This is a genomic window from Acinetobacter lwoffii, assembly GCF_052078135.1.
GTDB lineage: Bacteria > Pseudomonadota > Gammaproteobacteria > Pseudomonadales > Moraxellaceae > Acinetobacter > Acinetobacter lwoffii_Z.
The window spans coordinates 63883-87290 of record NZ_JBQGUZ010000014.1; the positions used below are offsets into that span (position 1 = coordinate 63883).

The following is a 23408-nucleotide window of genomic DNA, read 5'->3' on the forward strand; positions in this document are numbered from 1 at the left end:
AACCCACTTATCTAAAGTGGGTTTTTTAGTGATGACTTAAACTTAGAGAATGGCTTTAAGGCGTTGAATGACTTCTTCACATTGCGCCAGATCGGCTACGAGTGCTAAACGCACATGATTTTCACCCGGATTACCTTGTTCCGTATCGCGGGATAAATAACGACCCGGAAGAACTTTAATATGTGCTTCTTCCATCAAACGTTTGGCAAAGGCTTCATCATTGTCGACTTTTAACCAGTAATAGAAACCTGCATCCGGTTTTTTGAGTGGCAGCAGATGACCAAGTTCTTTCTGGAATAAATCAAACTTGGCACGGTATTGCACCCGGTTTTCTTCCACATGTGCTTCATCATCCCAGGCAGCAATTGAAGCTAACTGGTGCTGAACCGGCATCGCTGCGCCGTGGTAAGTACGGTATTGCAAATAAGGTTTTAACAGGCTGGCATCACCGGCAACAAAACCTGAACGCATGCCCGGAAGGTTAGAGCGTTTAGACAGTGAATGGAACACCACACAGTTTTTATAGTCATCCCGGCCAATTTCAGCACAAACTTCCAGTAAACCTACGGGTGCTTGGTCAAACCACAGTTCCGAATAGCATTCGTCTGAAGCAATCACAAAGTTGTATTGATTCGACAGGGCAATCAGTTTTTTAAACTGTTCTTTGGATAGCACTGCACCGGTTGGATTGCCCGGGGTGCAGACAAATAGCAATGCCGTTTTTTCCCAGACTTCTGCCGGAACCGCATCAAAATCACCAAGGTAGTTATTTTCCTCAGTACAGTTGATGAAATAAGGTTTGGCACCTGCGAGCAGCGTTGCACCTTCATAAATCTGATAAAATGGATTCGGCATTACCACATAAGGTGCATCTTCACGATTCACCAAAGCCTGTACAAACGAGAAAATCGCTTCACGCGTACCAGAAACAGGCAGGATATTGCTGTCTGCCCTGATGCTATTTAGCTGAAAACGGCGCGTCAGCCATTGGGCGATACTTTCACGTAGCTCCGGCAGGCCTTTACTGTTTGGATAAGTCGATAAATGTTTAAAGTTATCAATAATCGCTTGTTTCACAAACTCCGGTGCAGGATGCTTTGGTTCGCCAATCGACAGGGGAATTAAGGGCATATTTGCAGGCTGGATATCCGCAAAAAGCTGATTTAACTTTTCAAACGGATAAGGATGCAGTAGAGACAAGCTAGAGTTCATGAATAAGTAACCGCGTTTTAATGTGAGTGTTGACTACAAACCTGATGAGAAGCTTCATCCAGCGCAGTTTTAAGTGCAGCTGCAAATTCGGCAGATTCTCCAGGTGTCATAGGGTTGCCATCTTTTTTGGTGACAAAGAAAATATCTTCGGCACGTTCGCCAAGTGTGGCAATTTTGGCAGAGTGGATATCCAGGCCTTGCATCATAAATAAACCACCGATTTTGGCAAGTAAACCAGGATGATCGAGAGTGGCAATTTCAACCATATTCTGATTCAAGGCAGGATTGATACTGATATCGACTGTATTTTCAATATCGAAATGACGTAATTGACGTGGAATCCGGCGCTGCATCAAGCCAGGATATTCATCTGAATGACTCAAGGCATCTTTTAGGGCTTCAATCACTGTGGCTTCGCGTTCCGGATCGGTCAATAAGGTACCAAAACGGTCCAGTACCACATAGGTATCCAGACTGAAGGCTTTAGTCGCTGTAATAATCCGTGCGTCTTGTACATCCAGATTCATACGATCCAGAATAGCCACGGTGGTGGCAAACAGGTTGGGTTGATCCTGCGTATAAATAAAGATCTGTACCGCATCCTGCGCATATTTACGGTGCGCCCGCATCAGCACCAGTGGAGCAGGATTATCGCCGTGTTGTAAAATGGCACGGGTATGCCAGGCAATTTCATCTGCTGTTTCTTTGAGGAAATAGTCATCACCAAGTTCCTGCCAGACTTTTTCTACCTCATCCAGTGAGAAGTCCTGAACCAGAAGTTCACTGGCTGCAAATTTAGTATCTTCAATCAGCATTTGATAATCAACCGGACGGCCCAGACCAGAACGGATTACGTCACGTGCCTGAGTATATAGTTGACGCATCAGCGAAGCGCGCCAGGTATTCCACAGCTTCGGATTGGTGGCGTTAATATCGGCGACTGTCAGGGTGTACAGATAATCCAGATGTTCCATGTCACCCATTTTTTCGGCGAATTCTTTGACCACATCCGGATCGGAAATATCTTTTTTCTGGGCAGTCACCGACATCATCAGATGATTTTGGATCAGCCAGGCCACCAGATTGCTTTCGCGTTCAGTAAAGCCATGGCTACGGCAGAATTTAATCGCATCGCTGGCACCGAGTTCACTGTGGTCACCGCCACGACCTTTAGCAATATCATGGAAAATTGCTGCCAGATAGACGATGTCACGACGGGTCAGACGCTGAAACACTGAACTGACCACCGGAAATTCCTTGGCAAATTCAGGTTCTTTAAAGCGGTTTAAGTTCCGCAGTAGCAATAAGGTATGCGCATCGACCGTATAGATATGGAACAGGTCATATTGCATTAGTCCCAGAATTTGTCCAAAGGCCGGAATGTAATTTCCAAGCACACCATAACGCTTCATCGCGACCATGGTGTCATAGAGTCGATGCGGTGAACGGATAATCGCCATAAACAGTGCCTGATGCACCGGATTATCACGGAAATCCTGATCAATACGTTTTCCAGCCAAGGTCAGCAGGCGTAAGGTACGCGCACGAATGCCTTCGATTTCAGGACGATTGGCCAGCAGATAGAAAATTTCCAGAATTGCGCTTGGATTTTCCGAGAAAATCTTATGATGTTGCACAGCCAGTTTGCCATCGACCAGTTTAAAGTTCTGGTTGATTTCTTCGATCTGGCGTTCATATTGCGGTAAACGTGGCGTAATGACCGATTCATTAAAATAGGCCAGCAGCATTTCGTTCAGTGTAGACACTTGCTGCGCACTGCGGTAATAGCGCTTCATGAACTGTTCAATTGGATAGTTCGGATGATGCGCCTCTTCACGTACATAGCCAAATTTGGCTGCAATGTCGCGCTGATAATCGAACAGTAAGCGGTTTTCATCGCGCTTGGTCAGGCGGTGCAGGTGATGACGGATTTCCCAGAGAAAACTCTCTGCTTCCTCGAGCACACCGAGTTCAAATTCTGAAATAAAACCGAGGTGCACCAGATCGTAAATGCGATTGACGCGGAAATGCCGTTTGGCAATCCATCCAATCTGGTTGATGTCACGAATACCGCCCGGCGCATTTTTAATATCCGGTTCCAGATTGCTTTCGGTATTGTTGTGCTGAGCATAGCGTTTATGCTGCTCATCCATCTTGGCATCAAAAAAGGTTTTGTCGGTCCAGGTACGTGACACGATGCGACGTGGCCATTTGCACAGGTTTTCATTGCCAATAATCAGGCGGGCTTCGATCAGGGTGGTGGCGACGGTCAGATCACTGCTGGCCTGATTGACACATTCATTGATGGTGCGGACACTGATACCGGGTTTGAAATTCCCCACGTCCCAAAGCGATGAAATGAATGTAGAAATCAGTTGTTCCTGTTCCGGGTTAATCTCGTCTTCTGACAAGATCATGATGTCGACATCAGAATAAGGCAGCATTTCACGACGGCCATAGCCTCCGACTGCAAACAGGGCCAAATCAGTTTGATCCAGTTCGGCATGCTGCCAGAGAAACTGCAATGCTTCATCAATCAGGTTGGAACGCGCCAGAATAATATCCCGAATCGACTGTCCATTTTCAAAACTTTCCTGAAGCTGATTTTCGACATCACTGCGCCATTGATTGATGGCTTTAATGTCATGGTTGCTTTTAGCGTAATTCAGCAGTGGATGGGTGTTGATCATGTACAGTCGTCCGTTGGTATTTCAGCTTAGTTTTGGTTGACGCTAACTTGGTTGGCGACCTGGAGGGCCAGTTCACGTGCCTGTTCAATAGTTTCTGCACGTGCCGTGGCAACGCCCATACGACGACGTTTAAAACCTTCTGGTTTGCCAAACAGGCGCAAATCGGTATTGCCGTCTGCTAAAGCAAGATTCAGGCCAGAAAATGAAAGATTACGGCCATCTACTCCAGCATAAATTACCGCACTGGCAGCCACACTATGTCGTGCAGTATTCACCGGCAAGCCTAAAATAGCACGTGCATGCAGCTCAAATTCACTTTGAAATTGGGAGGCTAAAGTCACCAGTCCAGTATCGTGTGGACGTGGGGAAACCTCACTAAACCATACTTTGTCGCCTTTTACAAAGAGTTCCACTCCAAAGATTCCGCAGCCACCAAGTGCTGTAGTGACCTTGTTGGCAATGCGCTTGGATTCTTCCAGCGCGGCTGGAGTCATCGGTTGAGGCTGCCAGCTTTCCACATAATCACCTGAGTCCTGACGATGTCCGATCGGGTCGCAATAAGACGTTTCGATTTCGCCGGTTTCTGGATTTTTTGCACGAACAGTCAATAAGGTAATTTCAAAATCAAAGTCAATTTGTGATTCTACAATCACAGTACCCTGATTGACCCGGCCACCGGTTTGCGCATATTCCCAGGCAGCATCGACTTCATCAAAACGGGTAACACGAGACTGACCTTTGCCTGAAGATGACATCACCGGTTTCACAAAGTTTGGATAGCCGACATCGTCACAGGCCGCGCGGAAGGATTCTAAACTGTCGGCAAAACGGTAAGCTGAAGTTGGCAGACCGAGTTCTTCCGCAGCCAGACGACGAATACCTTCACGGTTCATGGTCAGATTGACGGCTTTAGCAGAAGGAATGACTGTAGCAATGTTCTGGGCTTCTATTTCAAGCAGAACTTCGGTCGCAATCGCTTCAATTTCAGGAACAATTAAATGTGGCTGGATTTGATTGATGAGTTGTTTGAGTTCTACAGCATCTGCCATATTCAAGGTATAGGAATAATGCGCAACCTGCATGGCAGGGGCATGATCATAACGGTCAGCAGCATGAACTTCGACTCCAAGGCGTTGTAGTGAAATCACCACTTCCTTGCCCAGTTCACCAGAACCCAATAATAGAACTTTATAGGCAGAAGATTGAAGGGGAGTACCAATAGTCACGCTCATGTGGATCATCCATGGTTGATTTTATGGACTTTTAGCATAGCAGAACTGAGCCGACAGTTAAGCCAAGATTCATACAAAATTGTGATATTGACCAACAGTTTTATTTATAAAGTTTTTCTAGATTTTAATAAGGAGGCGCTGTCATTTTCACATCGCTGTCAGACTGCGTTTGCAGAAGATAAATCTCGCTTTGAGACTTGAGCTTTTCTATTTGTGCAACTTGTTCAGTATTGATATTTAGCATCTTTAACAGACGTAATGTACGAACATGCAGGAAATACGCATAGGGCAATACAAAATGCAGTACAAAGCACAGCAAAAATAACAGTAGCCCAAAAACTGTGAATTGAATGCAGTCTCGCAAGATGGTGGTGAGCTGGAACTGATCTGCTGAAAAGGCGGTAGCTGAAAAAAAATAAAAAGGAGCGCAAATAAACCAGCAAAAATTTTTAGAGTATTCGGCAGGACACGATGTCTGAAGCTCCATTTACCCAAAATCAATGTCAAAGGATGAAGATGCAGCACGTATTTGCTCTGATTAAGCATAGCAATAATTTGATGGGTGCTATTCTTTTTAATATAAACCACCCGAACTTGATCTGCTGGTTGAGCATGTATTTCGACAAAATGTCCGGTAAAATTTTGAGCATTGATAAAACATTCAAAATATTGTGCCGGCACTTCATGTCGATGGAATACGGTTAACATTTCATCGCGCCGATGATGAATAAAGATTTTGCCTTCAATCACCTGTTTGACCTCAAACATGCGCATCCTTCCTTGTTTTTATTGTTATATAAAAAAAGACCTATACTATGAGTTTAGCATAAGTCTTTGTTTCGATTGATTAACTAGTTAAAGCTTAAAAGGGTACCGGAACATAGGTGTAAACCAGGCCATAGGTGAGCGCTGCGGTCAGTGTCGCCATCACAATACGTTTAAACTTAAAGTACAAAACCGTGAGCACAATAAAGCCAACCAGCATCGCAAAACTTTTATTCGGCGTTTCTAATAAAGGTGGCAGGGTAGCAACTACCAACATGGAGCTGATCGCAGCGATGCCAATTGAACCCAAGGCAATTTTTAGCCACAACGCTCCGCGTTTTTGCGAACCTTGCTGAAATTTTTGAATGACAAAAAAAGGACCAAAGCGCGAGGCAAAATTGGCAATCCCGACTAAAATCCCGACCAGAATAATCTCTAGATTCATGCTTGATCTCCTGCGTGTTCAGGATCTGGCTGTTTCAAAATATAGTGCTTGAACAGGCCTGCGAAAATACCAGAACTTATACCGATAAAAATCGCGGCAGACAGGTCGATAAAATAACAGGCAATCGCAGACACCAGAATCGTGACAGCTACCACAAAAGTATGTTTTTTCTCAAAGGCAGCCAACAAGAAACTCAGGAACAGCGCAGGTAACAAGAAATCCAGCGCTGCCTGCAAGAACTGTGGCAAGTTGCTGACTTGATCAGCAAACAATCCACCGAGGAAAGATCCGAGCGCCCAGGACATCCAGCTAAACAGGCTTAAACCGAGCATCCAGGATTCTGACCATTCCTGTCGCCGTTGCGAGAGCTTGATCATGCCGGAGGCAAAAACTTCATCGGTCAAACCCCAAGACCAGATTGCCGTTTTCTTTAAATTCAGCCGGTCTTGAATCAGATTTTGTAACGCAGGGCCATAAAGCAGATGACGAATGTCTAAGGCAATCACGGTTAATGCCGTCATCCAGATAGATGTTCCACTACCTAAGAGAGCGACCACCAGGAACTGGCTGGCACCTGCATACATCGAACAGGACAGGAACAGTGCTTCCCAAGCGGTAAAGCCAAACTGAGTAGCTGACACACCAAAAGCAAACGACACCGGTAAATAAGTGAAGATAATCGCTTGGCTATCTTTTGCACCTTGCCAGAAGCCAGCAGGTTGCGTAGCGAGTTGATTCGGTTCAGACACGACACACCTTGAAGGAGAGTTGAACGATGGGTCAAATGAAGATTGTGTATTCTACGTGAATTTAATAGCATAGTGCCGAAATGTTTAAATTGGCGAGCCTGATATGTGGATGTTCAAGACACGTACGATGCTGACTGCTGCTTTAATAGGCACGGTAATATTGTTACAAGCGTGTGGGAATGACAGTCAATCGACTGATAAGCCAGAAATTAAACCGGCACCTAAACTGACTAATGATGCGACGACTTATGCCAATGCCGCATGGCAACTGATCAATGAAGTGGATCCTCTGGTCTATAATAAAGAAGTGGATCAGCTGGAAACACAGGTACGTCAACCAGCACGTAAATTGAGTACAGACTGGCGTATTAATGTCAAAATGACTGATTCGGTAACCGAAGGCAAATATGCCCTGTGTCGTAAAGCCTTGACCAGTCTGGAAATCTGGGCGCGGACGACCATGGAAAATGGCAACAGCCTGCAACAAAAACAGGCGGATTATGAGCGGGATAAACTGCAATGTCAGAATGCCATTGCCCATCCTGCACTCGGAAATACCGATCCTAAGCAAAAAGGTACTGCAATTGCCAATATGCAATAAACCTTTGCCCATTTAAATGTACTTATAAAAAGCCAGTCTGAATGACTGGCTTTTTTAGCAAAATAAGCTTTAAAAATAGGGCATCCACATATGTTCTAATAAAAGTACCATTACACCGCAGATCAGGAGTGTGCTGCCAATCATGCGTTGAATCATTGTACGTGTAGACATGGTCGATCTCCTCAAAGATTTAAAGCGTGTTTAATGCTTCCAAATAACGACGATTTACTTCTTTCCAGTTCACAACATTGAAAAAAGCCGAGATGTATTCCGGACGACGGTTTTGATATTGTAAATAATAAGCATGTTCCCAGACATCCAGACCTAAAAGGGGAATATTGCCATGCATCAGCGGAGAATCCTGATTGGCACTGCTTTCCACAATAAGCGTTTGATCTGGCGCCATACTTAACCAGGCCCACCCACTACCAAAACGGCTAAGCGCTGCTTGGGTAAACGCTTCTTTAAATGCCTCGAATCCTCCTAATTCATGTTCGATTGCCTTGGCAATTTCAGCTTCGGGATGACCACCGCAGTCTGGACTCATCACTGTCCAGAACAGGGAATGATTGGCATGTCCACCAGCATTGTTGATCACGTTCTGTCTGAGTTGCTCGGGCACTTCATTGAATTTGCTAATTAAGGCTTCGACCGATAAATCTTCCCATTCTGTGCCCGCTATTCCTGCATTGATATTATTGATATAGGTTTGATGATGCTTGCTATGATGAATTTCCATAGTCTTGCTATCGATATGAGGCTCTAGCGCATCATAAGCATAAGGTAGTGCAGGCAAGGTGTAGCTCATTGGTAGGATTCCTTGGGGAGAATGGAGTTAGGTTATTTTTCATTAGATTTAAGATACACTCTAATTTAATATTCATATATGAGAATAGTTATCATTATTGTTAATATGTGTTGATCTTATGCGCTTCCAGAAAGCCTGTTATACGTATGAATCCTCTTTTTATAAGCAATAAAAAAACCCCAAGAAGGGGCTTTTTTTAACAGCAATGACTTAAACGTTAAAACGGAAGTGTAAAACATCGCCATCCTGAACGATGTAAGTTTTACCTTCTAGACGCCATTTGCCTGCTTCTTTCGCACCGGCTTCGCCGTTGTACTGCACGAAATCATCATAAGCGATACATTCTGCACGGATAAAGCCTTTTTCAAAGTCGGTATGAATCACGCCTGCTGCCTGTGGTGCAGTTGCGCCAACTTTTACGGTCCAGGCACGAACTTCTTGTACACCCGCGGTGAAGTAAGTTTGTAGGCCAAGCAGTGAATAACCCGCGCGAATCACCACGTTTAAGCCAGGTTCTTCCATGCCCATTGCTTCAAGGAATTCAGCACGGTCTTCATCTTCAAGCAATGAAATTTCAGCTTCAATCTGGTTGCACAGTGGAACTACAATCGCATTTTCTTCAGCGGCTAATTTTCTGACTGCATCTAAATGCGGGTTGTTTTCAAAACCGTCTTCAGCAACGTTGGCAATATACATCGTTGGTTTAAGCGTCATTAAACCAAAGCCACGTACCAGCTTGCGTTCGTTATCATCTAGGTCCGCTGCGCGAGCCGGTTTACCTTCATCCAGTAAAGGCTGGATTTTTTCCAGAACAGCTTTAGTGGCAAGCGCTTCTTTGTCGCCACCCTTGGCAGATTTTGTCAAACGCGTAATCGCTTTGGCTACAGCGTCCAAGTCTGCAAGCGCAAGTTCGGTATTAATCGTAGCGATGTCATCTAGTGGATCAATACGACCATTCACATGAATGACGTTTTCATCTTCAAAACAACGCACAACGTGAGCAATTGCATCAGTTTCACGAATGTTGGCCAGAAACTGGTTACCCAAGCCTTCGCCCTTAGAAGCACCCGCTACCAGACCTGCGATGTCTACAAATTCCATAGAAGTCGGAATAACACGTTGCGGTTTAACAATTGCAGTCAATTTGTCTAAACGTGGATCAGGAACAGGTACAATCCCGGTGTTTGGTTCGATCGTACAGAAAGGGAAGTTTTCTGCAGCAATAGCAGCTTTGGTTAAGGCATTGAAAAGTGTAGATTTACCAACGTTCGGCAAGCCGACAATACCGCAATTAAAACCCATGAAATAACTCACAAAAGCGTTATATAAAAATTGCTCCCGATTTTACATGAAAGCACAGCTAAAGTCAGGTCATGCGCTTGTGGTTTATTGCAATCAAATGCTTCTGACGACCTAAAATGACTCGCTGAGCTTTCCGGGATGTATCGTGAGTCCACCAACCATAGAGGAATAATCAGCCAGTATTTTACTTTTGAATAAAAATCACATTGTTTTTCTAAAAGTGAGTGACTAAAGTATCTGAATAAAACGGCGGCCTACACGCCCTGATCCAATAACGATAAACATGGAGCATACATGCGAACTTTATACCAGTTTCCTTTATCTCACTTTTGCGAAAAAGCACGTTGGATGCTGGACCATAAAGAGCTGTACTATGTTGCTCACAATCTGATACCCGGGGTACACCGCGCTTTTGCCCGCCTGAAAACAGGTCAGAATCGTCTGCCTATTTTGCGTGATCAGGATCGATGGATCGCAGATTCCACCCAGATTGCTCTGTATCTGGATGATACTTATCCAGAACATCGTTTACTGCACGCGGAAGGATATTTTCGAAATAAAGCTTTAGAAATTAATGAAATTACTTTGGAATTGGGTCGTCATGTCCGTCGCTGGATGCTCTCTCAAGCACTGACTTCTGATCATGAATCTCTGGATATTTTAATTGGTGAGCAGGGCTATCTGCGCCAGTTTGAAAAATTTTCTAAACCTTTATTGAAAGCGATGGTGGCCAAGGGGTATGCATTGAATGAGGAAACCGTGGCGGAATCTAAACAACACATCGATGTTGCTGTACAGCAGCTCAATCAGATGCTGGTCAGCCAAGGTGGGCATTATTTTGTCGGAAATCGTTTAGGTCTGGCGGATATTGCAGTCTGTTCCATGTTGGCACCGCTTCTGGCGATTCCAGGTACGCCGTGGGAAAAAGAAAATTTTGAAACCTTGTCCGAAGAATATCGCGACTATCAGCAGTATTTGAATGAGCTACCACTGGGTGAATATATTTGCCGTATTTACCGAACCGAACGCAATGCACGGGTAGACTGGCGTGGTGTATAAGTTTAAATGCTAATTCAAGAATTAAAAAAACGCGCATGAAGCGCGTTTTTTAATGAGATTATGATTAACCCCAAGGATTAGTCTGGTCGATATCAATATTTTTAGTAAAATTATTGAGGAGTGAACCAAAATCAAATCCGGATGAAGAACCGCCACTGCCGATATTCTGAATTGTATCTTTAATGCCCGGCAGGATAGCAGACAGATCAATATTGGAATCAGTCGTACCCACACTTGGACAAGATCACCGAGGTCAGGCAATTCAATCGAAGAGCCACTACCAACCAACTGACCAACACCTTCGGCAATACTGCCTAAGTCAAAGCCGTTTGAAGCAGAGGAAATACCTTCGATCATACCACCCAGATCCAGATCGCTACCGAGATTGAGATTGCCTAATAATCCACCTAAATCTATGCCATTTGAACCATTCGCAATCAGACCGCTCAGTAAGTCAGTGAAGCCACCGACATCAAAACCACCTGTTGCATTTCCGCCTACAAAGCCGCTAATTAAATCGGTAATAGCACCAAGATCAAAATCACCGCCTGCATTGCCACCGATTAAACCACCCACCAAGCCTGCAATTGCTCCAATATCTATATCACCTAAACTGCCAGAACCGCCGATCAGGCCACCGACCAGTTGAGAAATTTTACCAATATCAATATTGCCCGTACTGCCGCCCAATAAGCCGCCCACCAGTTTAGAAATAGCCTCAAGATCTAGGCTGCTGCTATTGCTCCCCATTAAGCTCTTTAATAAGTTGGTGACCTGGGTAATATTAAAGCTACCGCCATTGGATTGGGTTAAGCTACTGATCAGGCTTTGAATATTTAAACTTGAGGCATTCGAACCAGAAAATTGAGTTAATAAATTGCTGAGATTTGTCGTACTCAGGCTGCTTCCAGAAAGGAGATTATTTAATAATGAGCTGACTGAAGGTTGAGTATTGGATCCGGTGAGATTGCCAATAAGATTGGTGAGGGTACCTGATGTCGTTCCACCGAATAAGCCGCCCAATAAGCTCTTCGTTTTGGGTTTCGACGGTTAAAACAGGACTCACTTTTGTTTTTATCAAGCTTAAAAGTTTAGAAGCCATGACCGTTGCTTGTGTAATATTTTTGAAATGCGCTATTTTTGTTTTTAAAGCGCCTTTGTTTTAATCTATTTCTATACACTTGTAAAAGATGGACGGTTAAGTCGTGTAGGGGCTGACAGGAATAGCCTATCTGTTGCCATGTTTACCCAATTTAAATAATTTAAAAATAAAGATTTAATCAAAAATACCATTGGTCATGTTTTTAATTTATGCGATTAACGGTCATTTAAACCCTCCTGAAAACCGTATTTATAAAATGAAATCCCATTTGGGAAAAAATTTCAGAATATGAAAATTTTGTGAAAAATAAATAAATATTGTATAACAGAGATGGCGCAAAATTTTCTGCATCTATTGATTATTGATATAAGAGTATAAAAATGGAACTGGATCGTTTCGATAAACATATTCTAGAAATATTGACCCATGAAGATGTCAATCTGAATGAACTGTCCGAGCGGGTGAATTTATCTGTCAGTTCGGTGCATCGTAGGATCAAACACTTAATCGATCATAATATTATCAGTGGCTTAAAACGTGAAATCAATTACCAGAAATTAGGTTTCAGCCTGCATGTGCTGTTACAGGTATCCTTAAGCAAACATGATAGCGATACTTTTGCTAAATTCCTGGAAGAACTGGAAAGTATTCCCGAAGTGATTAATGCCTTTTTGGTCACCGGTCAGTCTGCGGACTTTATTGTCGAAGTGGTGGCAAGGGATATGGAAAATTATAGTGAAATCCTGCTTAAGCGGATTGGAAAAATTGAGCATGTGGTGGCACTGCATTCCAGCTTTGTGATTAAAGAATATAATGTCTTTAACTGTAGCGGATTACTCAATAAAGTTTAATCAAAGCTAGGGTGGTGGACAGCCATAAAAAAACGCACCCTAAGGTGCGTTTTTTGAATCAGACATATTTAAGCATCAAGTTCTGCTAAAACTGCGTCTGAGAATTCAACGTTGGTATAAACGTTTTGTACATCATCCAGATCTTCAAGCATATCAATCATTTTCATGATTTTTTTCGCTTGATCGATGTCTGTGATTTCTGCTTTGGTTGAAGGACTCATCACTACTTCAGCATTGTCAGATTTTAAACCTGCAGCAGTTAAAGCATCTTGAACTTCACCGAAGGCTTCAGGTGTGGTAATGACCAAGATATCATCTTCAGTGACTTCGATGTCTTCAGCACCTGCTTCTAATGCCACTTCCATGATTTGATCTTCCAAAGACACATCTTCAAAAGTGATCTCACCACGTTTCGTGAACAGGAATGCCACCGAACCATTGGTGCCTAAGTTACCATCAGTTTTAGAGAAGCAATGACGTACGTCAGGCACAGTACGGTTCAAGTTGTCAGTCATGGTTTCAACAATAACCGCAACACCACCTACACCATAACCTTCGTAGGTCACTTCTTTCAGGTCGTCGTTATCTTCGCCACCAGCACCACGTTGAATGGCACGGTTGATCACGTCACGTGTCATATTCACTGATAATGCTTTTTCAACCACAGCACGTAGACGAGGGTTGCTTGCAGTATCTGGACCACCAAGCTTTGCAGCAGTGGTTAATTCACGAATGTATTTGGTAAAAACTTTACCACGACTCGCATCTTGTTTTGCTTTGCGATGCTTAATATTGGCCCACTTGGAATGACCCGCCATGCGAACTATGCTCCTTGTAGATTGGCTGTATGCCTATCAGAATGCCGAAATTCTACCATAAGCGTTTTTTTAAAAAAAAGTGCCTGGATTTGAGATTTCAGGATAAAAACAAAAAAAGTGAAATATCGAGGAAAAATAGAAAGAGGATAGGGGGATTTATAATTCTATTTATACATTTATATGGACAGATGACTTGGACATAAACAGCAGAATCGCTGATTATGTCCGTGCTTTTATTTTTAAAAAGCTTATTCTGGAATAACGATATCCAGGCCAACCTTGTCTTTATATAGTTGCTTGATCAAAGCCAGGTCATGCGCAAGGTCTGTCGGATAGATCTTGCCAAGAATGCCACCTTGCTTGGTTTTGGAATTGGCGTATAACAACACGATTGGTACATTGGCAGCCTTGGCAATATGCCAGAAACCGGTACGGATTGGTTTGCGTGCTTCACCTTGTTTAGCCCGTGTTGCTTCGGGAGCAATCACCAGATTGAACTTTTCATTGTTCTGAAAATGTTCCACCATCTGGGTCACGATATCTTTACTGGCCTTGCGGTCAACCGGAATACCACCCACAGCGTTCAATAGCGGTTTAAACGGTCCTTTAAATAATTCTTTTTTAATCAAGGTATGAACCTTGAGGTCATAAATCTGGAACAGGGCAATTGACAGTACCGCATCCATCATTGAGGTATGTTCAAACCCAATAATGACCTGTTTATCTTCAAGCACATCGGGTTCGACATGATATTGCCAACCTGCAAGTTTAAATGCAGATTCGCCAAGGAATTTATTTAGCATAAGTACGGAGAAGTAAAAGCTGTATGTAGAGAACTGCATAATTTCATCTTGTTCGCCCATACAGTCAATAGGCTTTCCAATAAAATCAGCGAATAATGTAAAAATCTATGATTTATTCATCTTTTTAAGCTGCAAGATTAAGAGTTAATATATATAAATAAAACAATATTAAGATCTTAAAAATATCATTAGATACAAAAAAAGTCTTAAAATGATGAAAAAATGACTACCCAGAGCACACTTTAGTTATTAGACTTTTGTCGAAGAAGAAGACTGATACAGGTCTTTTCTATTTTCTTATTCTTTCTACTCTGAGATTGAAAAGTATGACGTACATGACAGCCTTCGTAGTCTCCCTATTGATTTTTGCGCTTATAATTGTATGGTCTTTGATCGAAATTAAGCAGGATTTACATAAAGACGAAGAAATGAAGTCTGAATTCTAGTCATTCTATCTTCTTGAGCTCAAGGCTATTCCTTTAACAGTGCTGCCTGAGCAATAAAGAATTTTAATACCTTATAGATATACTAAGACCTTAAATCTATCAGTTTTACCCTTAGTAGACCGGATTAAATTCAAGATGACAGGCTCATTTGTCTTAAATGATGCAGCATGTATCTCATTTTTCTATATGCCTCCTATACTGAAGTCTTAAGTAACTGAATTTTGACTAAGACAAGTCGCCCATGATTGCTGCCTAAATGTTCAAGCAGTTATAAAAGCACTTGTCTTTCCAAAAAATCTTAGCTAGTATTCATGACGCCTGAACTTATTGATAAATAAAGTTTTCAGCATATAGGGCCTATAGCTCAGTTGGTTAGAGCAGCGGACTCATAATCCGTTGGTCGACAGTTCAAGTCTGTCTGGGCCCACCATATAAAACAACCCCTTACGTGCATTAATCGTAAGGGGTTTTTTGTTTTTGGATATTATGAAATCTGAAGTAAGCAATTCACTTAATTGATCGTCGTTCTTATCTCGAAGGACTTAAAATGGGTTGCCTCCACTGATAATGAACTTTTCTAGTTTGCCTTTCAATAAAGATTCTTCGTTACCAGCTTAATAAAAAAGCATCTCCCTCAGATATTACTTTTGTTATCTAAATTCCATAAACATCCTCTTTAATCAAAAAAAAGTTCATATTTATGAAATAATTGTGATGTAGTTCAAAGAATATCTGCAAAAAAAGTGAAAAGTAGATGAAATGCATTTTACAACTGAAAAAATTATGCTAATTAATATGAGATGATTTTTTAGTCAAAAATCATGATGTTTCAGGACGGAATATCTTAAGAAGCGTATTAAAAAAATGATTAAACAGGAGTTTCAATGATGCTTCAGCTTTTAAGAAAATTGTTTTGTTTGCATATTTATGAATATGAGCAAATGCAAGAAATCGGGGAACACAGGGAGTGTCGTAAGTGCGGTACGAATAAGGACTAAAGTTTTTGCAAGAAAAGTGAGCAATGGCTCACTTTTTTATGCTTGTTATGGGCTAATTTCCGTTAAAATTAAAGGGAAATTTCATCACGATGAACAGGCATATGAGTAAAGATTTTCATGCAGATACCTATATCGTCGACAGCAACCTGGCAGATACGCTGCACTGGCTCAGCCTGCATCAAGAGAGTTATGACTCCTTTAGCTATGATGCAGTCACGCAAGCGCTGATGGTGCATCATGCCAATGGAGTAGATCAAATCCGAGTCGGAGATTATCTGAATGCCCGTTATGGCATTTTAATTACTGCACATAACTTTTCTGCGAGTTCATCAACTTAAACAGTGATTAGCTTGCCATTGCATCTGTAGCCAGACTGCGAACACTTGGTTTTGGCTGTTCTGCAACTAAACCTAATTTTGCAAAAAGTTGCTGATCCCGGCCTTGGGATGTATTAGGGGTCGTCAGCAGTTTTTCACCAGAAAAAATAGAATTGGCACCAGCCATAAATGCCAAAGCCTGATCCGAATCGCTTAAGGATTCACGCCCTGCAGAAAGGCGAATATAGCTTTTAGGCATCAACAAGCGTGCTACGGCAATGGTACGAATCCACTCAATCACATCCAGTTTTTCTACATCTGCCATCGGTGTGCCTTCAATCGGGACCAACATATTGATCGGCACAGATTCCGGATGAATCGCCAGAGTTGCAAGTTCATACAATAAACCGATCCGGTCATCACGGCTTTCACCTAGACCAACAATACCGCCACTACAGACTTTCATACCCGCCTGACGCACATGATCCAAAGTATCCAGACGATCATCAAAGCTACGCGTGCTGATGATATATGAATAGTATTCACGAGAAGTATCCAGATTATGGTTGTAATAATCTAGTCCAGCATCTTTCAAGCGTTCAGCCTGAGATCCATTTAGCATCCCCAGTGTCATGCAGGTTTCCAGACCGAGTGCTTTAACTTCACGCACCATTTCCAGCACATAAGGCATATCGCGTTCATGTGGGTTGCGCCATGCAGCCCCCATACAAAAGCGTGAACTGCCTGATGCCAGCGCCTGTTTGGCTTCCTGAATCACTTTATCGACTGCAATACGTTTTTCAGCTTCCAGTTTGGAATCATAATGCGCTGATTGTGAACAGTATTTACAGTCTTCAGGACATTTACCGGTTTTAATCGAAAGCAGGGTGCTCACCTGAACGGTATTCGCAGTGAAATGTTCACGATGAACCTGTTGCGCCTGGAACACTAAATCCATTAAAGGCTGTTGATATAGAGCTTGTATTTCTTCACGTGACCAATCATTACGTACCGCATCACTACTGTTCATCTCTTTCCCTATCTGTGCTTATTTATCATTCGGTCCATCTTAATAAAAATAAGCTTTTGCTTCACTAGCAAAATATGACCTTATATAAATGACAAAGCCCACACGAGGTGAGCTTTGTTTTTCAGTTGCCAGATTATTTATTACTGTGATTTCCATGAATATCCTGGCCATGCAGATCACTACGGTGCTGCTTGTTAAACACGCGCTGATCCTGTTCATGCTGATTGTTTTTTGGGGAATTAATCGGGCCATGTTGCGGCTGCTGCTGTTGTTGCTTCTGCTGGTCATGCTGAAGCTGCTCCAGCAGTTCTTGATTTGGATTTTTTGATGACATCATCTTTCCTCCACTTCATTTCTGACTATTTTTATTTATGCCATAGTCTGAAACATGGGTGTGTAAGGCTTTTAAGTGAAACTGTGACGCTAGGTAAAGTTGAAATATATTTTTAAGGGCGATAAAAAATTAGCTGGATTTTGCCAGTTGTTCTTGAATGGCCCAATCGATATGTACCTGCACAATTTCATCATGTTGATTACGCTGTTGCTGAAGGGCCGGAATAATCTGCCCATCAAAGGGTGCATTGCCCAAACCAATGGCGATATTGCGCATAAAGCTTTGATAACCCGTACGACGCATCGGACTGCCTTCAGTCGCACTTAAAAAGGTGGCTTCATCCCATTGCCATAAATCCAGTAAACTCACTTGATCCAGTCCATGCCGCGGATGAAAATCCTCTATCGAGGTCACTTGGGCAAAACTGTTCCATGGACATATCAGCTGGCAATCGTCACAACCAAAAACCCGGTTACCAATTCCGCGTCGTAAATCTTCTGGAATAATGCCTTTATATTCGATGGTCAGATAGGCGATACAGCGTCGTGCATCCAGCATATACGGTTCTACAATGGCTTGAGTCGGACAAATGTCGATACAGGCAGTACAGGAGCCACAATGTTTCGTTGCAGGTTCATCAAAAGGCAGTTCCAATGAAGTAAACAATTCACCCAAAACAAAGAATGAGCCGGATGTTTTATGAATCAGAAGGGTGTGTTTACCTGTCCAGCCCATACCTGCACTTTCAGCCAGCGATTTTTCAAAAATTGGCGCAGAATCGGCAAATGGGCGTGATTCAAAATCTCCGACTTTTTCCCGGATTCTTGTTGCCAGGGTTTTCAAGCGACCCCGCATGGTTTTGTGATAATCCCGGCCACGGGCATAACGCGCGATAATGGCAGAGTTAGGTGCATAAGGGATATAACGTGGTTCTGGTGCCTCGACCAGATAATCCATACGCACACAGATAATGCTGCGTGTGCCGGGAACCAGTAAGGCGGGATTGGCGCGTTTTTCCAGATTGTCTTCCAGAAACTTCATAGCACCATGATAACCACGATCCAGATATTCCTGTAAGCGTACTAATTCTGCTTGAGCATCCGGTTTGGCAATGACACAATCAGAAAAACCCAATTCTAAAGCCTGCGCTTTAATCCATGCTTTTAGTTCGGCTGGATCTTGTTGATAAACTTGAATTTGCGCGTGAGAATCGGGAGTTGTCATAAACCAAAGACAGGGAATAAGAAATGCAGCAACAAGTTTACCATAGCCGCGATCTACAAGCATGGGAGCAGCGCTGGTTTCAGCAGCAAAATAGTTCCTACGGTTTAATGCAACAAGTCGCCTGGGGGATTAGTCAGCGGCTGATCACCTTATTTTCTCAGCAAAAAATTAAAAAGATCGCGGTCTGCTGTGGTCAGGGCAATAATGCTGGTGATGGCTATCTTGTGGCCAAATATTTAAAACAGGCCGGTTTCCAAGTTGATATTTATGCGGCAGAGCCTGGCCCATCTCCAGATCTGATCAAATCAATTCAAGACGCCAAGCATGCCGGTTCGCAGCTTTATTCGCAGTTTGATTTTCAATCTGAATATGAGGTCTATATCGATGCCTTATTCGGAATTGGTCTAAACCGTCAGCTGGATTCTGACTGGCAAAATGTTATTCACGGCATTAACCGGCAAAATGGACTCAAAATCTCGATCGATATTCCGAGTGGACTGGATGCCAATACCGGTCAGCCTTTGCCTGTTGCGATCAAAGCTGACTATACTTTCACGGGTTTGGGGCTCAAGACAGGATTGTTTACCGGACAAGGCAAAGAATATGCGGGCAAGATCGAACTGATTTCTGCTATTCCAACAGACGCAGAACTTCAACCGATTGCTCAGCTTGCATCACATGAGATTCAATTGCCGAAGCGTGAAGCCTTTGGTCATAAAGGTAGTTATGGTCATGTCTTGGTGATTGGTGGACATGCTGATATGGGCGGTGCAGTGATCATGGCGGCAGAGGCAGCATTTGCTGCCGGAGCAGGTAAAGTGACGATCGTCTGTGATGCAAAACACCATACTGCGATTTTGTCACGTGCACCAAATATCATGCTGCGTGATATCAATCTTTTAACTCAGGAGCAACGCCAAGCATTGATTCAGCAGGTCGATGCAGTCTGTTTTGGCATGGGATTAGGTCGTGATTCTTGGTCAGAGCAACAATATACAGCTTGGTTTGAGCTGACTCAGCAATCTGATCTGGAGGTTGTTTTGGATGCGGATGCCTTATGGTTTCTGGCCAAGCAGCCTCAAGTTTTGAATTCTCAGACTTATGCGACTCCGCATCCTGGGGAAGCTGCAACTTTGCTGGCATGTAGCACTGCGGAAGTTGAAATGGATCGGATTGCAGCCATTCATGCACTGCAACAAAAATATCAGGGACAGTGGGTGCTAAAAGGTTCAGGGAGTCTGATTCTGGAGGAAAAACTTTATATATGCACAGCTGGAAATGCCGGTATGGGGACAGGCGGTATGGGGGATGTACTGGCTGGTATGATTGCTAGTCTAAAGGCGCAATTTGCACAAAAAATTCATTTGCATGAAATTGTGACGCTACATGCACTTGCAGGCGATGAACTGGCCAAAAATGGCGAACGAGGTTTGCAGGCGCAGGATATGAAGCATGCGATTTATCAGGTGGTGAATCGCTAAGGAGAATAGTGTGCCAGTCATCAAACTGAATATTTCAGGCCAAGTCCAAGGAGTCGGATACCGTTACTGGTTTGCCGAGCAGGCTCAAGCACTTGGACTGAAAGGATATGTGAAGAACTTGAGCACAGGTGAGGTGGAGGCGGTTATTGTTGGAACAGATTCACAACTTAGCGAAATGATTGCACGAAGTTGGCAAGGGCCTGCTCGTGCAACTGTAAAATCTGTTATGCAAGAGTATCTGGAATCTGAGCTAGATGCTCAAGACTTTATAATATTGCGTTAAACCTTATCGACGACGGCTACTGACGCGACTCCGGCCGCGTGCCATACCGCCCAACGCATTCAATACCGCCATTTTACTCATACTTCCTGAGGCGTGGGCATGACAAATAGCAGCAGCTAAAGCATCGGCGGCATCCTGCTGCGGTTTGATGCTGAGTCTTAGAATATTCATCACCATCATCTGCACCTGTTCTTTATCCGCAGCGCCATAACCCACTACCGACTGCTTGATCTGGCGCGCAGTATATTCAGCGACTTTCAAATCCAGATTGACCAGTGCCGCAACAGCAGCACCACGGGCCTGACCGAGTTTTAAGGCAGAATCCGGATTTTGTGCCATAAAGACCTGTTCTACCGCAGCTTCAGTGGGACCATAAAATTTTACAATGCGCTCCACGCCGGCAAAGATACGTTTTAAACGTTCAGGCATTTCTGTTGTTTCTGTTCTGATGGTGCCGGCATCAACAAAAGTCAGTTTGGAGCCGTCTTTTTCGATAATTCCGTAACCGGTTAAACGAGAACCGGGGTCAATCCCAATAATTAATGACATGCCCGCACTTTAAAAATAGAATAATGCCCATATTGTTACATAAGCGTATCAAAAAAGCTTGATCCTGATGAAGCAGTTGATTCCAGCATCCTATTATTTATTTTACTGAGATTAGATTAATTTTCATGAAATTATTTCTTATTATCCTTGCAGGCTTAATCCTAGAAGTATTTGTCTGGATTGGCGTGGGTGACCTCGTCGGGAGCATGTGGTACGTATTTTTCTGGTTTGTGGCCGCATTTTTTATTGGTATGAATCTGATCCGTAAATACTCGGCCGGTGTAATGCCACAAATGCAGCAAATGCAGATGGGACAGATGAGTGCAGATCCTGCATTAACAGGAAATTTACCTAAAATTCTGGCAGGTTTCTTTCTGCTTATTCCTGGATTGATTACCGACGTATTGGCCGTATTGATGCTCATTCCAGCGGTTCAGCAGATTTTTAAGGCTGCCATAATGAAAGCGATGATGAAGCGTCAGCAACTCATGATGGAAAAAATGATGGGGGGCATGATGGGCGATATGGGTGGGGCACAAGGCCAGAATCCATTTGCCGAAATGATGCGTCAAATGCAGGATATGCAAAATCAGCAATCAGGTCGCGGCGATTCCACCATTATTGATGGTGAAGCACGTGAAGTGAGACCTGAGGCGAAAAAAATTGAAATGAAAGATATCAATCCGAAATAATTGTTTTATTAAAAAACTCTATTTAAGCCGAATCTGATGATTCGGTTTTTTATTGGAACTTTCTAATATCTTTGAACAAACGCTATAATATATTTTTATAAATTTACCTGATTTTAATGTCTCTGCTTTTTACGATCTGTCTCCTGCATTTTGTTGCTCAACTCAGTCCCGGTCCCGATGTTTTGCTCATTGCCAAAAGTGCCGCATCCACCACACGCCAGAATGCCCTGAAAATTATTGCAGGGATCTCTGCCGGTATCGTGGTTTGGGTAGTACTGACACTTGCGGGTTTTACTGTGTTAATTGGCCAGTTTCCATGGATCCAGCAAGCCTTAATGCTTTTGGGTGGCATGTTCCTGGCGAAGATGGGATGGGCCATGTTAAAGGGTGGTGTGCATAGCTTTAAAAATAGACATCAGACCGACGACGATACGAATGGACAGGTGCAAGCTAAAAACTATTTTATGTTGGGCTTATGGACCAACCTTTCTAATCCAAAAACACTGATTTATTTTAGTAGCGTATTTTCACTGGCCTTAAGCTCGTCTGCTTCCGATTATTTGAAAGCACAGTTGGCGGTGATTATTCCCTTGCAGACCTTTGTTACCTTTGCTTTATTGATGCTGTTGATTTCCCAACCAAAAATTAAAACCTTGTACCAGCGTTCGGGGAGTTATATTGATATGATTTCAGGTGGACTATTTCTGCTATTTGCGTTGTGGTTATGGTATGACGCACTTATTCTGATGAATTAAGGGGTATATCTTCATTTAATGCTGGAGAAGTTGGTGAGGCTGGGATAGGAGATGCTAAATTGTCTGGTATTTTAATCGCCGTTTGATAACGATTAGGCTTTAAAGTGGTCTCAGTATTTTCAGAGCCTTGATAACTGCGGCTACGGTTGGCGCGCTCACGCAATCCACCTTTTTTAATTAACTGAACCATGGTACATCTCTCATTCAAATCCACAGCTATTGTAAATCAAATCTGGATTTGATGAGGCTGTTTTCCGCATCACTATTTGAATTATTCAAGAGCAATAAAAAGACCTGCTTGAATGAACAGGTCTTTGCTGTGAGGTACAGAAATTAGCGAAGTCTTTTATCTTCTTCTTTTAAAACGTCCAGTATAGAGTGTTGTACTGGAACTTCTTGTTGTGACTGCACATACAAATGCACCACTTTAAACACAATTGCTGTAACGAGGCAGGCTACTAGACATAAAATCCAGAAACCAAAAGGGCTGCGAATATGGTGTGAACCACATTTTGAGCATGATTTTTCTGTAGAGTCGACTACTTTTTCACAGCAGGCACAATGATATTGATACTGCATTGTTCTTCTCCCAGGATGTTATCCTTTTTATTCTTCGATCATGAAAGATGATTTGTCGCTCTATAATAGGAGAGCTTTTCTGGGCTGGCAAGACGAGATTGCCGACAATTACATAGTATCTATATAGGATAAAAATTAATTACATGACTAAGATCGTATCAAGAAAATGATCAAACGATTCATTATCTGAAAAATATAGTTGAATCTAAAAAGATAATGACAAAATTAATTAAAAATAAAGCCCGCATCAAGCAGGCTTTATTTGAGCTAGTCTGAAACTTAC

The 23408-nt window shown here is 42.9% G+C and carries 24 protein-coding genes, 1 tRNA gene and 1 pseudogene; 9 read left to right on the forward strand and 17 right to left on the reverse strand.

Translation table 11 applies throughout. The features are described 5' to 3' along the window. Positions 1 to 42: 42 nt before the first annotated feature. From dapC to ACTL4S_RS10620, 6 genes are all read right to left on the reverse strand, one after another. A complete protein-coding gene (gene dapC, locus ACTL4S_RS10595) occupies positions 43 to 1212 on the reverse strand; it encodes a succinyldiaminopimelate transaminase (RefSeq protein WP_441299319.1) in 1170 nt (389 codons plus the stop codon). Positions 1213 to 1229: 17 nt separating this feature from the next. Then, positions 1230 to 3902, reverse strand: a complete 2673-nt coding sequence (gene glnD, locus ACTL4S_RS10600; RefSeq protein WP_441299320.1) for a [protein-PII] uridylyltransferase — start codon at positions 3900 to 3902, stop codon at positions 1230 to 1232. Between the two features lie 26 nt (positions 3903 to 3928). Continuing rightward, the gene (purT, locus tag ACTL4S_RS10605) at positions 3929 to 5143 is read right to left on the reverse strand and encodes a formate-dependent phosphoribosylglycinamide formyltransferase (protein WP_171057027.1); all 1215 of its coding nucleotides are present in this window, start codon (positions 5141 to 5143) and stop codon (positions 3929 to 3931) included. A 237-nt stretch (positions 5144 to 5380) separates the two neighbouring features. After that, the gene (locus ACTL4S_RS10610) at positions 5381 to 5902 is read right to left on the reverse strand and encodes a hypothetical protein (protein WP_441299321.1); all 522 of its coding nucleotides are present in this window, start codon (positions 5900 to 5902) and stop codon (positions 5381 to 5383) included. Between the two features lie 94 nt (positions 5903 to 5996). Next, positions 5997 to 6344: an L-valine transporter subunit YgaH gene (gene ygaH, locus ACTL4S_RS10615; RefSeq protein ID WP_004278941.1), complete on the reverse strand. Its 348-nt coding sequence runs from the start codon at positions 6342 to 6344 to the stop codon at positions 5997 to 5999. Then, positions 6341 to 7093 (reverse strand): AzlC family ABC transporter permease, encoded by a 753-nt coding sequence (locus ACTL4S_RS10620; RefSeq protein WP_004278940.1) that lies wholly within the window; start codon positions 7091 to 7093, stop codon positions 6341 to 6343. The genes ygaH and ACTL4S_RS10620 overlap by 4 nt, the downstream gene beginning before the upstream one ends. Before the next feature lie 103 nt (positions 7094 to 7196). On the opposite strand from ACTL4S_RS10620, the gene ACTL4S_RS10625 reads away from it, so the two are divergent. Then, entirely contained in the window at positions 7197 to 7694 is a 498-nt protein-coding gene (locus tag ACTL4S_RS10625; RefSeq protein WP_191112690.1) for a hypothetical protein, read from the forward strand. A gap of 190 nt (positions 7695 to 7884) precedes the next feature. Here ACTL4S_RS10625 and ACTL4S_RS10630 read toward each other — a convergent pair whose 3' ends face one another. Together ACTL4S_RS10630 and ychF are read right to left on the reverse strand one after the other, a co-directional pair. Then, positions 7885 to 8502: a superoxide dismutase gene (locus ACTL4S_RS10630; RefSeq protein ID WP_278357450.1), complete on the reverse strand. Its 618-nt coding sequence runs from the start codon at positions 8500 to 8502 to the stop codon at positions 7885 to 7887. A 210-nt stretch (positions 8503 to 8712) separates the two neighbouring features. Then, a complete protein-coding gene (gene ychF / locus ACTL4S_RS10635; protein WP_262466605.1) occupies positions 8713 to 9804 on the reverse strand; it encodes a redox-regulated ATPase YchF in 1092 nt (363 codons plus the stop codon). A 294-nt stretch (positions 9805 to 10098) separates the two neighbouring features. Between ychF and ACTL4S_RS10640 the strand changes: the two genes are divergently transcribed. Then, a complete protein-coding gene (locus tag ACTL4S_RS10640; RefSeq protein WP_004645522.1) occupies positions 10099 to 10863 on the forward strand; it encodes a glutathione S-transferase family protein in 765 nt (254 codons plus the stop codon). Between the two features lie 64 nt (positions 10864 to 10927). On the opposite strand, the pseudogene ACTL4S_RS10645 reads toward ACTL4S_RS10640, so the two are convergent. Further along, positions 10928 to 11965 (reverse strand): annotated as a pseudogene (locus tag ACTL4S_RS10645) (hypothetical protein). A gap of 380 nt (positions 11966 to 12345) precedes the next feature. Here ACTL4S_RS10645 and ACTL4S_RS10650 point away from each other — a divergent pair. After that, positions 12346 to 12816, forward strand: coding sequence for an Lrp/AsnC family transcriptional regulator (locus ACTL4S_RS10650; RefSeq protein ID WP_004645518.1), 471 nt, complete (start codon positions 12346 to 12348; stop codon positions 12814 to 12816). A gap of 68 nt (positions 12817 to 12884) precedes the next feature. Here the strand turns inward: ACTL4S_RS10650 and ACTL4S_RS10655 are convergent, their stop codons facing one another. Together ACTL4S_RS10655 and ACTL4S_RS10660 are read right to left on the reverse strand one after the other, a co-directional pair. Next, positions 12885 to 13634 (reverse strand): YebC/PmpR family DNA-binding transcriptional regulator, encoded by a 750-nt coding sequence (locus ACTL4S_RS10655; RefSeq protein WP_004645516.1) that lies wholly within the window; start codon positions 13632 to 13634, stop codon positions 12885 to 12887. Positions 13635 to 13882: 248 nt separating this feature from the next. After that, the gene (locus ACTL4S_RS10660) at positions 13883 to 14437 is read right to left on the reverse strand and encodes a 1-acyl-sn-glycerol-3-phosphate acyltransferase (RefSeq protein WP_004278932.1); all 555 of its coding nucleotides are present in this window, start codon (positions 14435 to 14437) and stop codon (positions 13883 to 13885) included. Positions 14438 to 15236: 799 nt separating this feature from the next. Between ACTL4S_RS10660 and ACTL4S_RS10665 the strand changes: the two genes are divergently transcribed. Beyond that, positions 15237 to 15313: transfer RNA gene (locus ACTL4S_RS10665), tRNA-Ile, on the forward strand. A 669-nt stretch (positions 15314 to 15982) separates the two neighbouring features. Further along, positions 15983 to 16219, forward strand: coding sequence for a hypothetical protein (locus ACTL4S_RS10670; RefSeq protein ID WP_441299322.1), 237 nt, complete (start codon positions 15983 to 15985; stop codon positions 16217 to 16219). Positions 16220 to 16226: 7 nt separating this feature from the next. Here ACTL4S_RS10670 and bioB read toward each other — a convergent pair whose 3' ends face one another. The 3 genes from bioB to queG all read right to left on the reverse strand — a co-directional run bounded on the left by bioB (position 16227) and on the right by queG (position 18786). Then, positions 16227 to 17228, reverse strand: a complete 1002-nt coding sequence (bioB, locus tag ACTL4S_RS10675) for a biotin synthase BioB (protein ID WP_312329254.1) — start codon at positions 17226 to 17228, stop codon at positions 16227 to 16229. A 133-nt stretch (positions 17229 to 17361) separates the two neighbouring features. Then, positions 17362 to 17565 carry a hypothetical protein gene (locus ACTL4S_RS10680; RefSeq protein ID WP_004278929.1) on the reverse strand — a complete coding sequence of 68 codons (204 nt, stop codon included), beginning with the start codon at positions 17563 to 17565 and terminating at the stop codon, positions 17362 to 17364. 126 nt (positions 17566 to 17691) lie between these two features. Next, on the reverse strand, positions 17692 to 18786 hold the full coding sequence (gene queG, locus ACTL4S_RS10685) for a tRNA epoxyqueuosine(34) reductase QueG (RefSeq protein WP_441299323.1): 1095 nt from the start codon (positions 18784 to 18786) through the stop codon (positions 17692 to 17694). A gap of 23 nt (positions 18787 to 18809) precedes the next feature. On the opposite strand from queG, the gene ACTL4S_RS10690 reads away from it, so the two are divergent. Beyond that, the gene (locus ACTL4S_RS10690; RefSeq protein ID WP_441299324.1) at positions 18810 to 20267 is read left to right on the forward strand and encodes an NAD(P)H-hydrate dehydratase; all 1458 of its coding nucleotides are present in this window, start codon (positions 18810 to 18812) and stop codon (positions 20265 to 20267) included. A gap of 10 nt (positions 20268 to 20277) precedes the next feature. Further along, positions 20278 to 20550 carry an acylphosphatase gene (locus ACTL4S_RS10695; protein WP_441299325.1) on the forward strand — a complete coding sequence of 91 codons (273 nt, stop codon included), beginning with the start codon at positions 20278 to 20280 and terminating at the stop codon, positions 20548 to 20550. A 3-nt stretch (positions 20551 to 20553) separates the two neighbouring features. Here ACTL4S_RS10695 and ruvC read toward each other — a convergent pair whose 3' ends face one another. Continuing rightward, positions 20554 to 21099 carry a crossover junction endodeoxyribonuclease RuvC gene (gene ruvC, locus ACTL4S_RS10700; RefSeq protein ID WP_441299326.1) on the reverse strand — a complete coding sequence of 182 codons (546 nt, stop codon included), beginning with the start codon at positions 21097 to 21099 and terminating at the stop codon, positions 20554 to 20556. 125 nt (positions 21100 to 21224) lie between these two features. Here ruvC and ACTL4S_RS10705 point away from each other — a divergent pair, with 125 nt between their 5' ends. Beyond that, positions 21225 to 21791: an FxsA family protein gene (locus tag ACTL4S_RS10705; RefSeq protein WP_441299327.1), complete on the forward strand. Its 567-nt coding sequence runs from the start codon at positions 21225 to 21227 to the stop codon at positions 21789 to 21791. Positions 21792 to 21907: 116 nt separating this feature from the next. Then, positions 21908 to 22546, forward strand: a complete 639-nt coding sequence (locus tag ACTL4S_RS10710) for a LysE family transporter (protein WP_441299328.1) — start codon at positions 21908 to 21910, stop codon at positions 22544 to 22546. Here the strand turns inward: ACTL4S_RS10710 and ACTL4S_RS10715 are convergent. Both ACTL4S_RS10715 and ACTL4S_RS10720 read right to left on the reverse strand, forming a co-directional pair. Beyond that, positions 22530 to 22736 carry a hypothetical protein gene (locus ACTL4S_RS10715; RefSeq protein WP_441299329.1) on the reverse strand — a complete coding sequence of 69 codons (207 nt, stop codon included), beginning with the start codon at positions 22734 to 22736 and terminating at the stop codon, positions 22530 to 22532. The two genes, ACTL4S_RS10710 and ACTL4S_RS10715, sit on opposite strands and share 17 nt — an antisense overlap. A gap of 143 nt (positions 22737 to 22879) precedes the next feature. Next, positions 22880 to 23125 (reverse strand): hypothetical protein, encoded by a 246-nt coding sequence (locus ACTL4S_RS10720; RefSeq protein ID WP_180037464.1) that lies wholly within the window; start codon positions 23123 to 23125, stop codon positions 22880 to 22882. Positions 23126 to 23408 lie beyond the last annotated feature (283 nt).

Bases quoted from the DNA above. Each gene is read 5' to 3' on its own strand.
- dapC (WP_441299319.1), bottom strand. From the start codon at position 1,212: ATGAACTCTAGCTTGTCTCTACTGCATCCTTATCCGTTTGAAAAGTTA.
- glnD (WP_441299320.1), bottom strand. From the start codon at position 3,902: ATGATCAACACCCATCCACTGCTGAATTACGCTAAAAGCAACCATGAC.
- purT (WP_171057027.1), bottom strand. From the start codon at position 5,143: ATGATCCACATGAGCGTGACTATTGGTACTCCCCTTCAATCTTCTGCC.
- ACTL4S_RS10610 (WP_441299321.1), bottom strand. From the start codon at position 5,902: ATGTTTGAGGTCAAACAGGTGATTGAAGGCAAAATCTTTATTCATCAT.
- ygaH (WP_004278941.1), bottom strand. From the start codon at position 6,344: ATGAATCTAGAGATTATTCTGGTCGGGATTTTAGTCGGGATTGCCAAT.
- ACTL4S_RS10625 (WP_191112690.1), top strand. From the start codon at position 7,197: ATGTGGATGTTCAAGACACGTACGATGCTGACTGCTGCTTTAATAGGC.
- ACTL4S_RS10630 (WP_278357450.1), bottom strand. From the start codon at position 8,502: ATGAGCTACACCTTGCCTGCACTACCTTATGCTTATGATGCGCTAGAG.
- ychF (WP_262466605.1), bottom strand. From the start codon at position 9,804: ATGGGTTTTAATTGCGGTATTGTCGGCTTGCCGAACGTTGGTAAATCT.
- ACTL4S_RS10640 (WP_004645522.1), top strand. From the start codon at position 10,099: ATGCGAACTTTATACCAGTTTCCTTTATCTCACTTTTGCGAAAAAGCA.
- ACTL4S_RS10650 (WP_004645518.1), top strand. From the start codon at position 12,346: ATGGAACTGGATCGTTTCGATAAACATATTCTAGAAATATTGACCCAT.
- ACTL4S_RS10655 (WP_004645516.1), bottom strand. From the start codon at position 13,634: ATGGCGGGTCATTCCAAGTGGGCCAATATTAAGCATCGCAAAGCAAAA.
- ACTL4S_RS10660 (WP_004278932.1), bottom strand. From the start codon at position 14,437: ATGCTAAATAAATTCCTTGGCGAATCTGCATTTAAACTTGCAGGTTGG.
- ACTL4S_RS10670 (WP_441299322.1), top strand. From the start codon at position 15,983: ATGAGTAAAGATTTTCATGCAGATACCTATATCGTCGACAGCAACCTG.
- bioB (WP_312329254.1), bottom strand. From the start codon at position 17,228: ATGAACAGTAGTGATGCGGTACGTAATGATTGGTCACGTGAAGAAATA.
- ACTL4S_RS10680 (WP_004278929.1), bottom strand. From the start codon at position 17,565: ATGATGTCATCAAAAAATCCAAATCAAGAACTGCTGGAGCAGCTTCAG.
- queG (WP_441299323.1), bottom strand. From the start codon at position 18,786: ATGACAACTCCCGATTCTCACGCGCAAATTCAAGTTTATCAACAAGAT.
- ACTL4S_RS10690 (WP_441299324.1), top strand. From the start codon at position 18,810: ATGCAGCAACAAGTTTACCATAGCCGCGATCTACAAGCATGGGAGCAG.
- ruvC (WP_441299326.1), bottom strand. From the start codon at position 21,099: ATGTCATTAATTATTGGGATTGACCCCGGTTCTCGTTTAACCGGTTAC.
- ACTL4S_RS10705 (WP_441299327.1), top strand. From the start codon at position 21,225: ATGAAATTATTTCTTATTATCCTTGCAGGCTTAATCCTAGAAGTATTT.
- ACTL4S_RS10710 (WP_441299328.1), top strand. From the start codon at position 21,908: ATGTCTCTGCTTTTTACGATCTGTCTCCTGCATTTTGTTGCTCAACTC.
- ACTL4S_RS10715 (WP_441299329.1), bottom strand. From the start codon at position 22,736: ATGGTTCAGTTAATTAAAAAAGGTGGATTGCGTGAGCGCGCCAACCGT.
- ACTL4S_RS10720 (WP_180037464.1), bottom strand. From the start codon at position 23,125: ATGCAGTATCAATATCATTGTGCCTGCTGTGAAAAAGTAGTCGACTCT.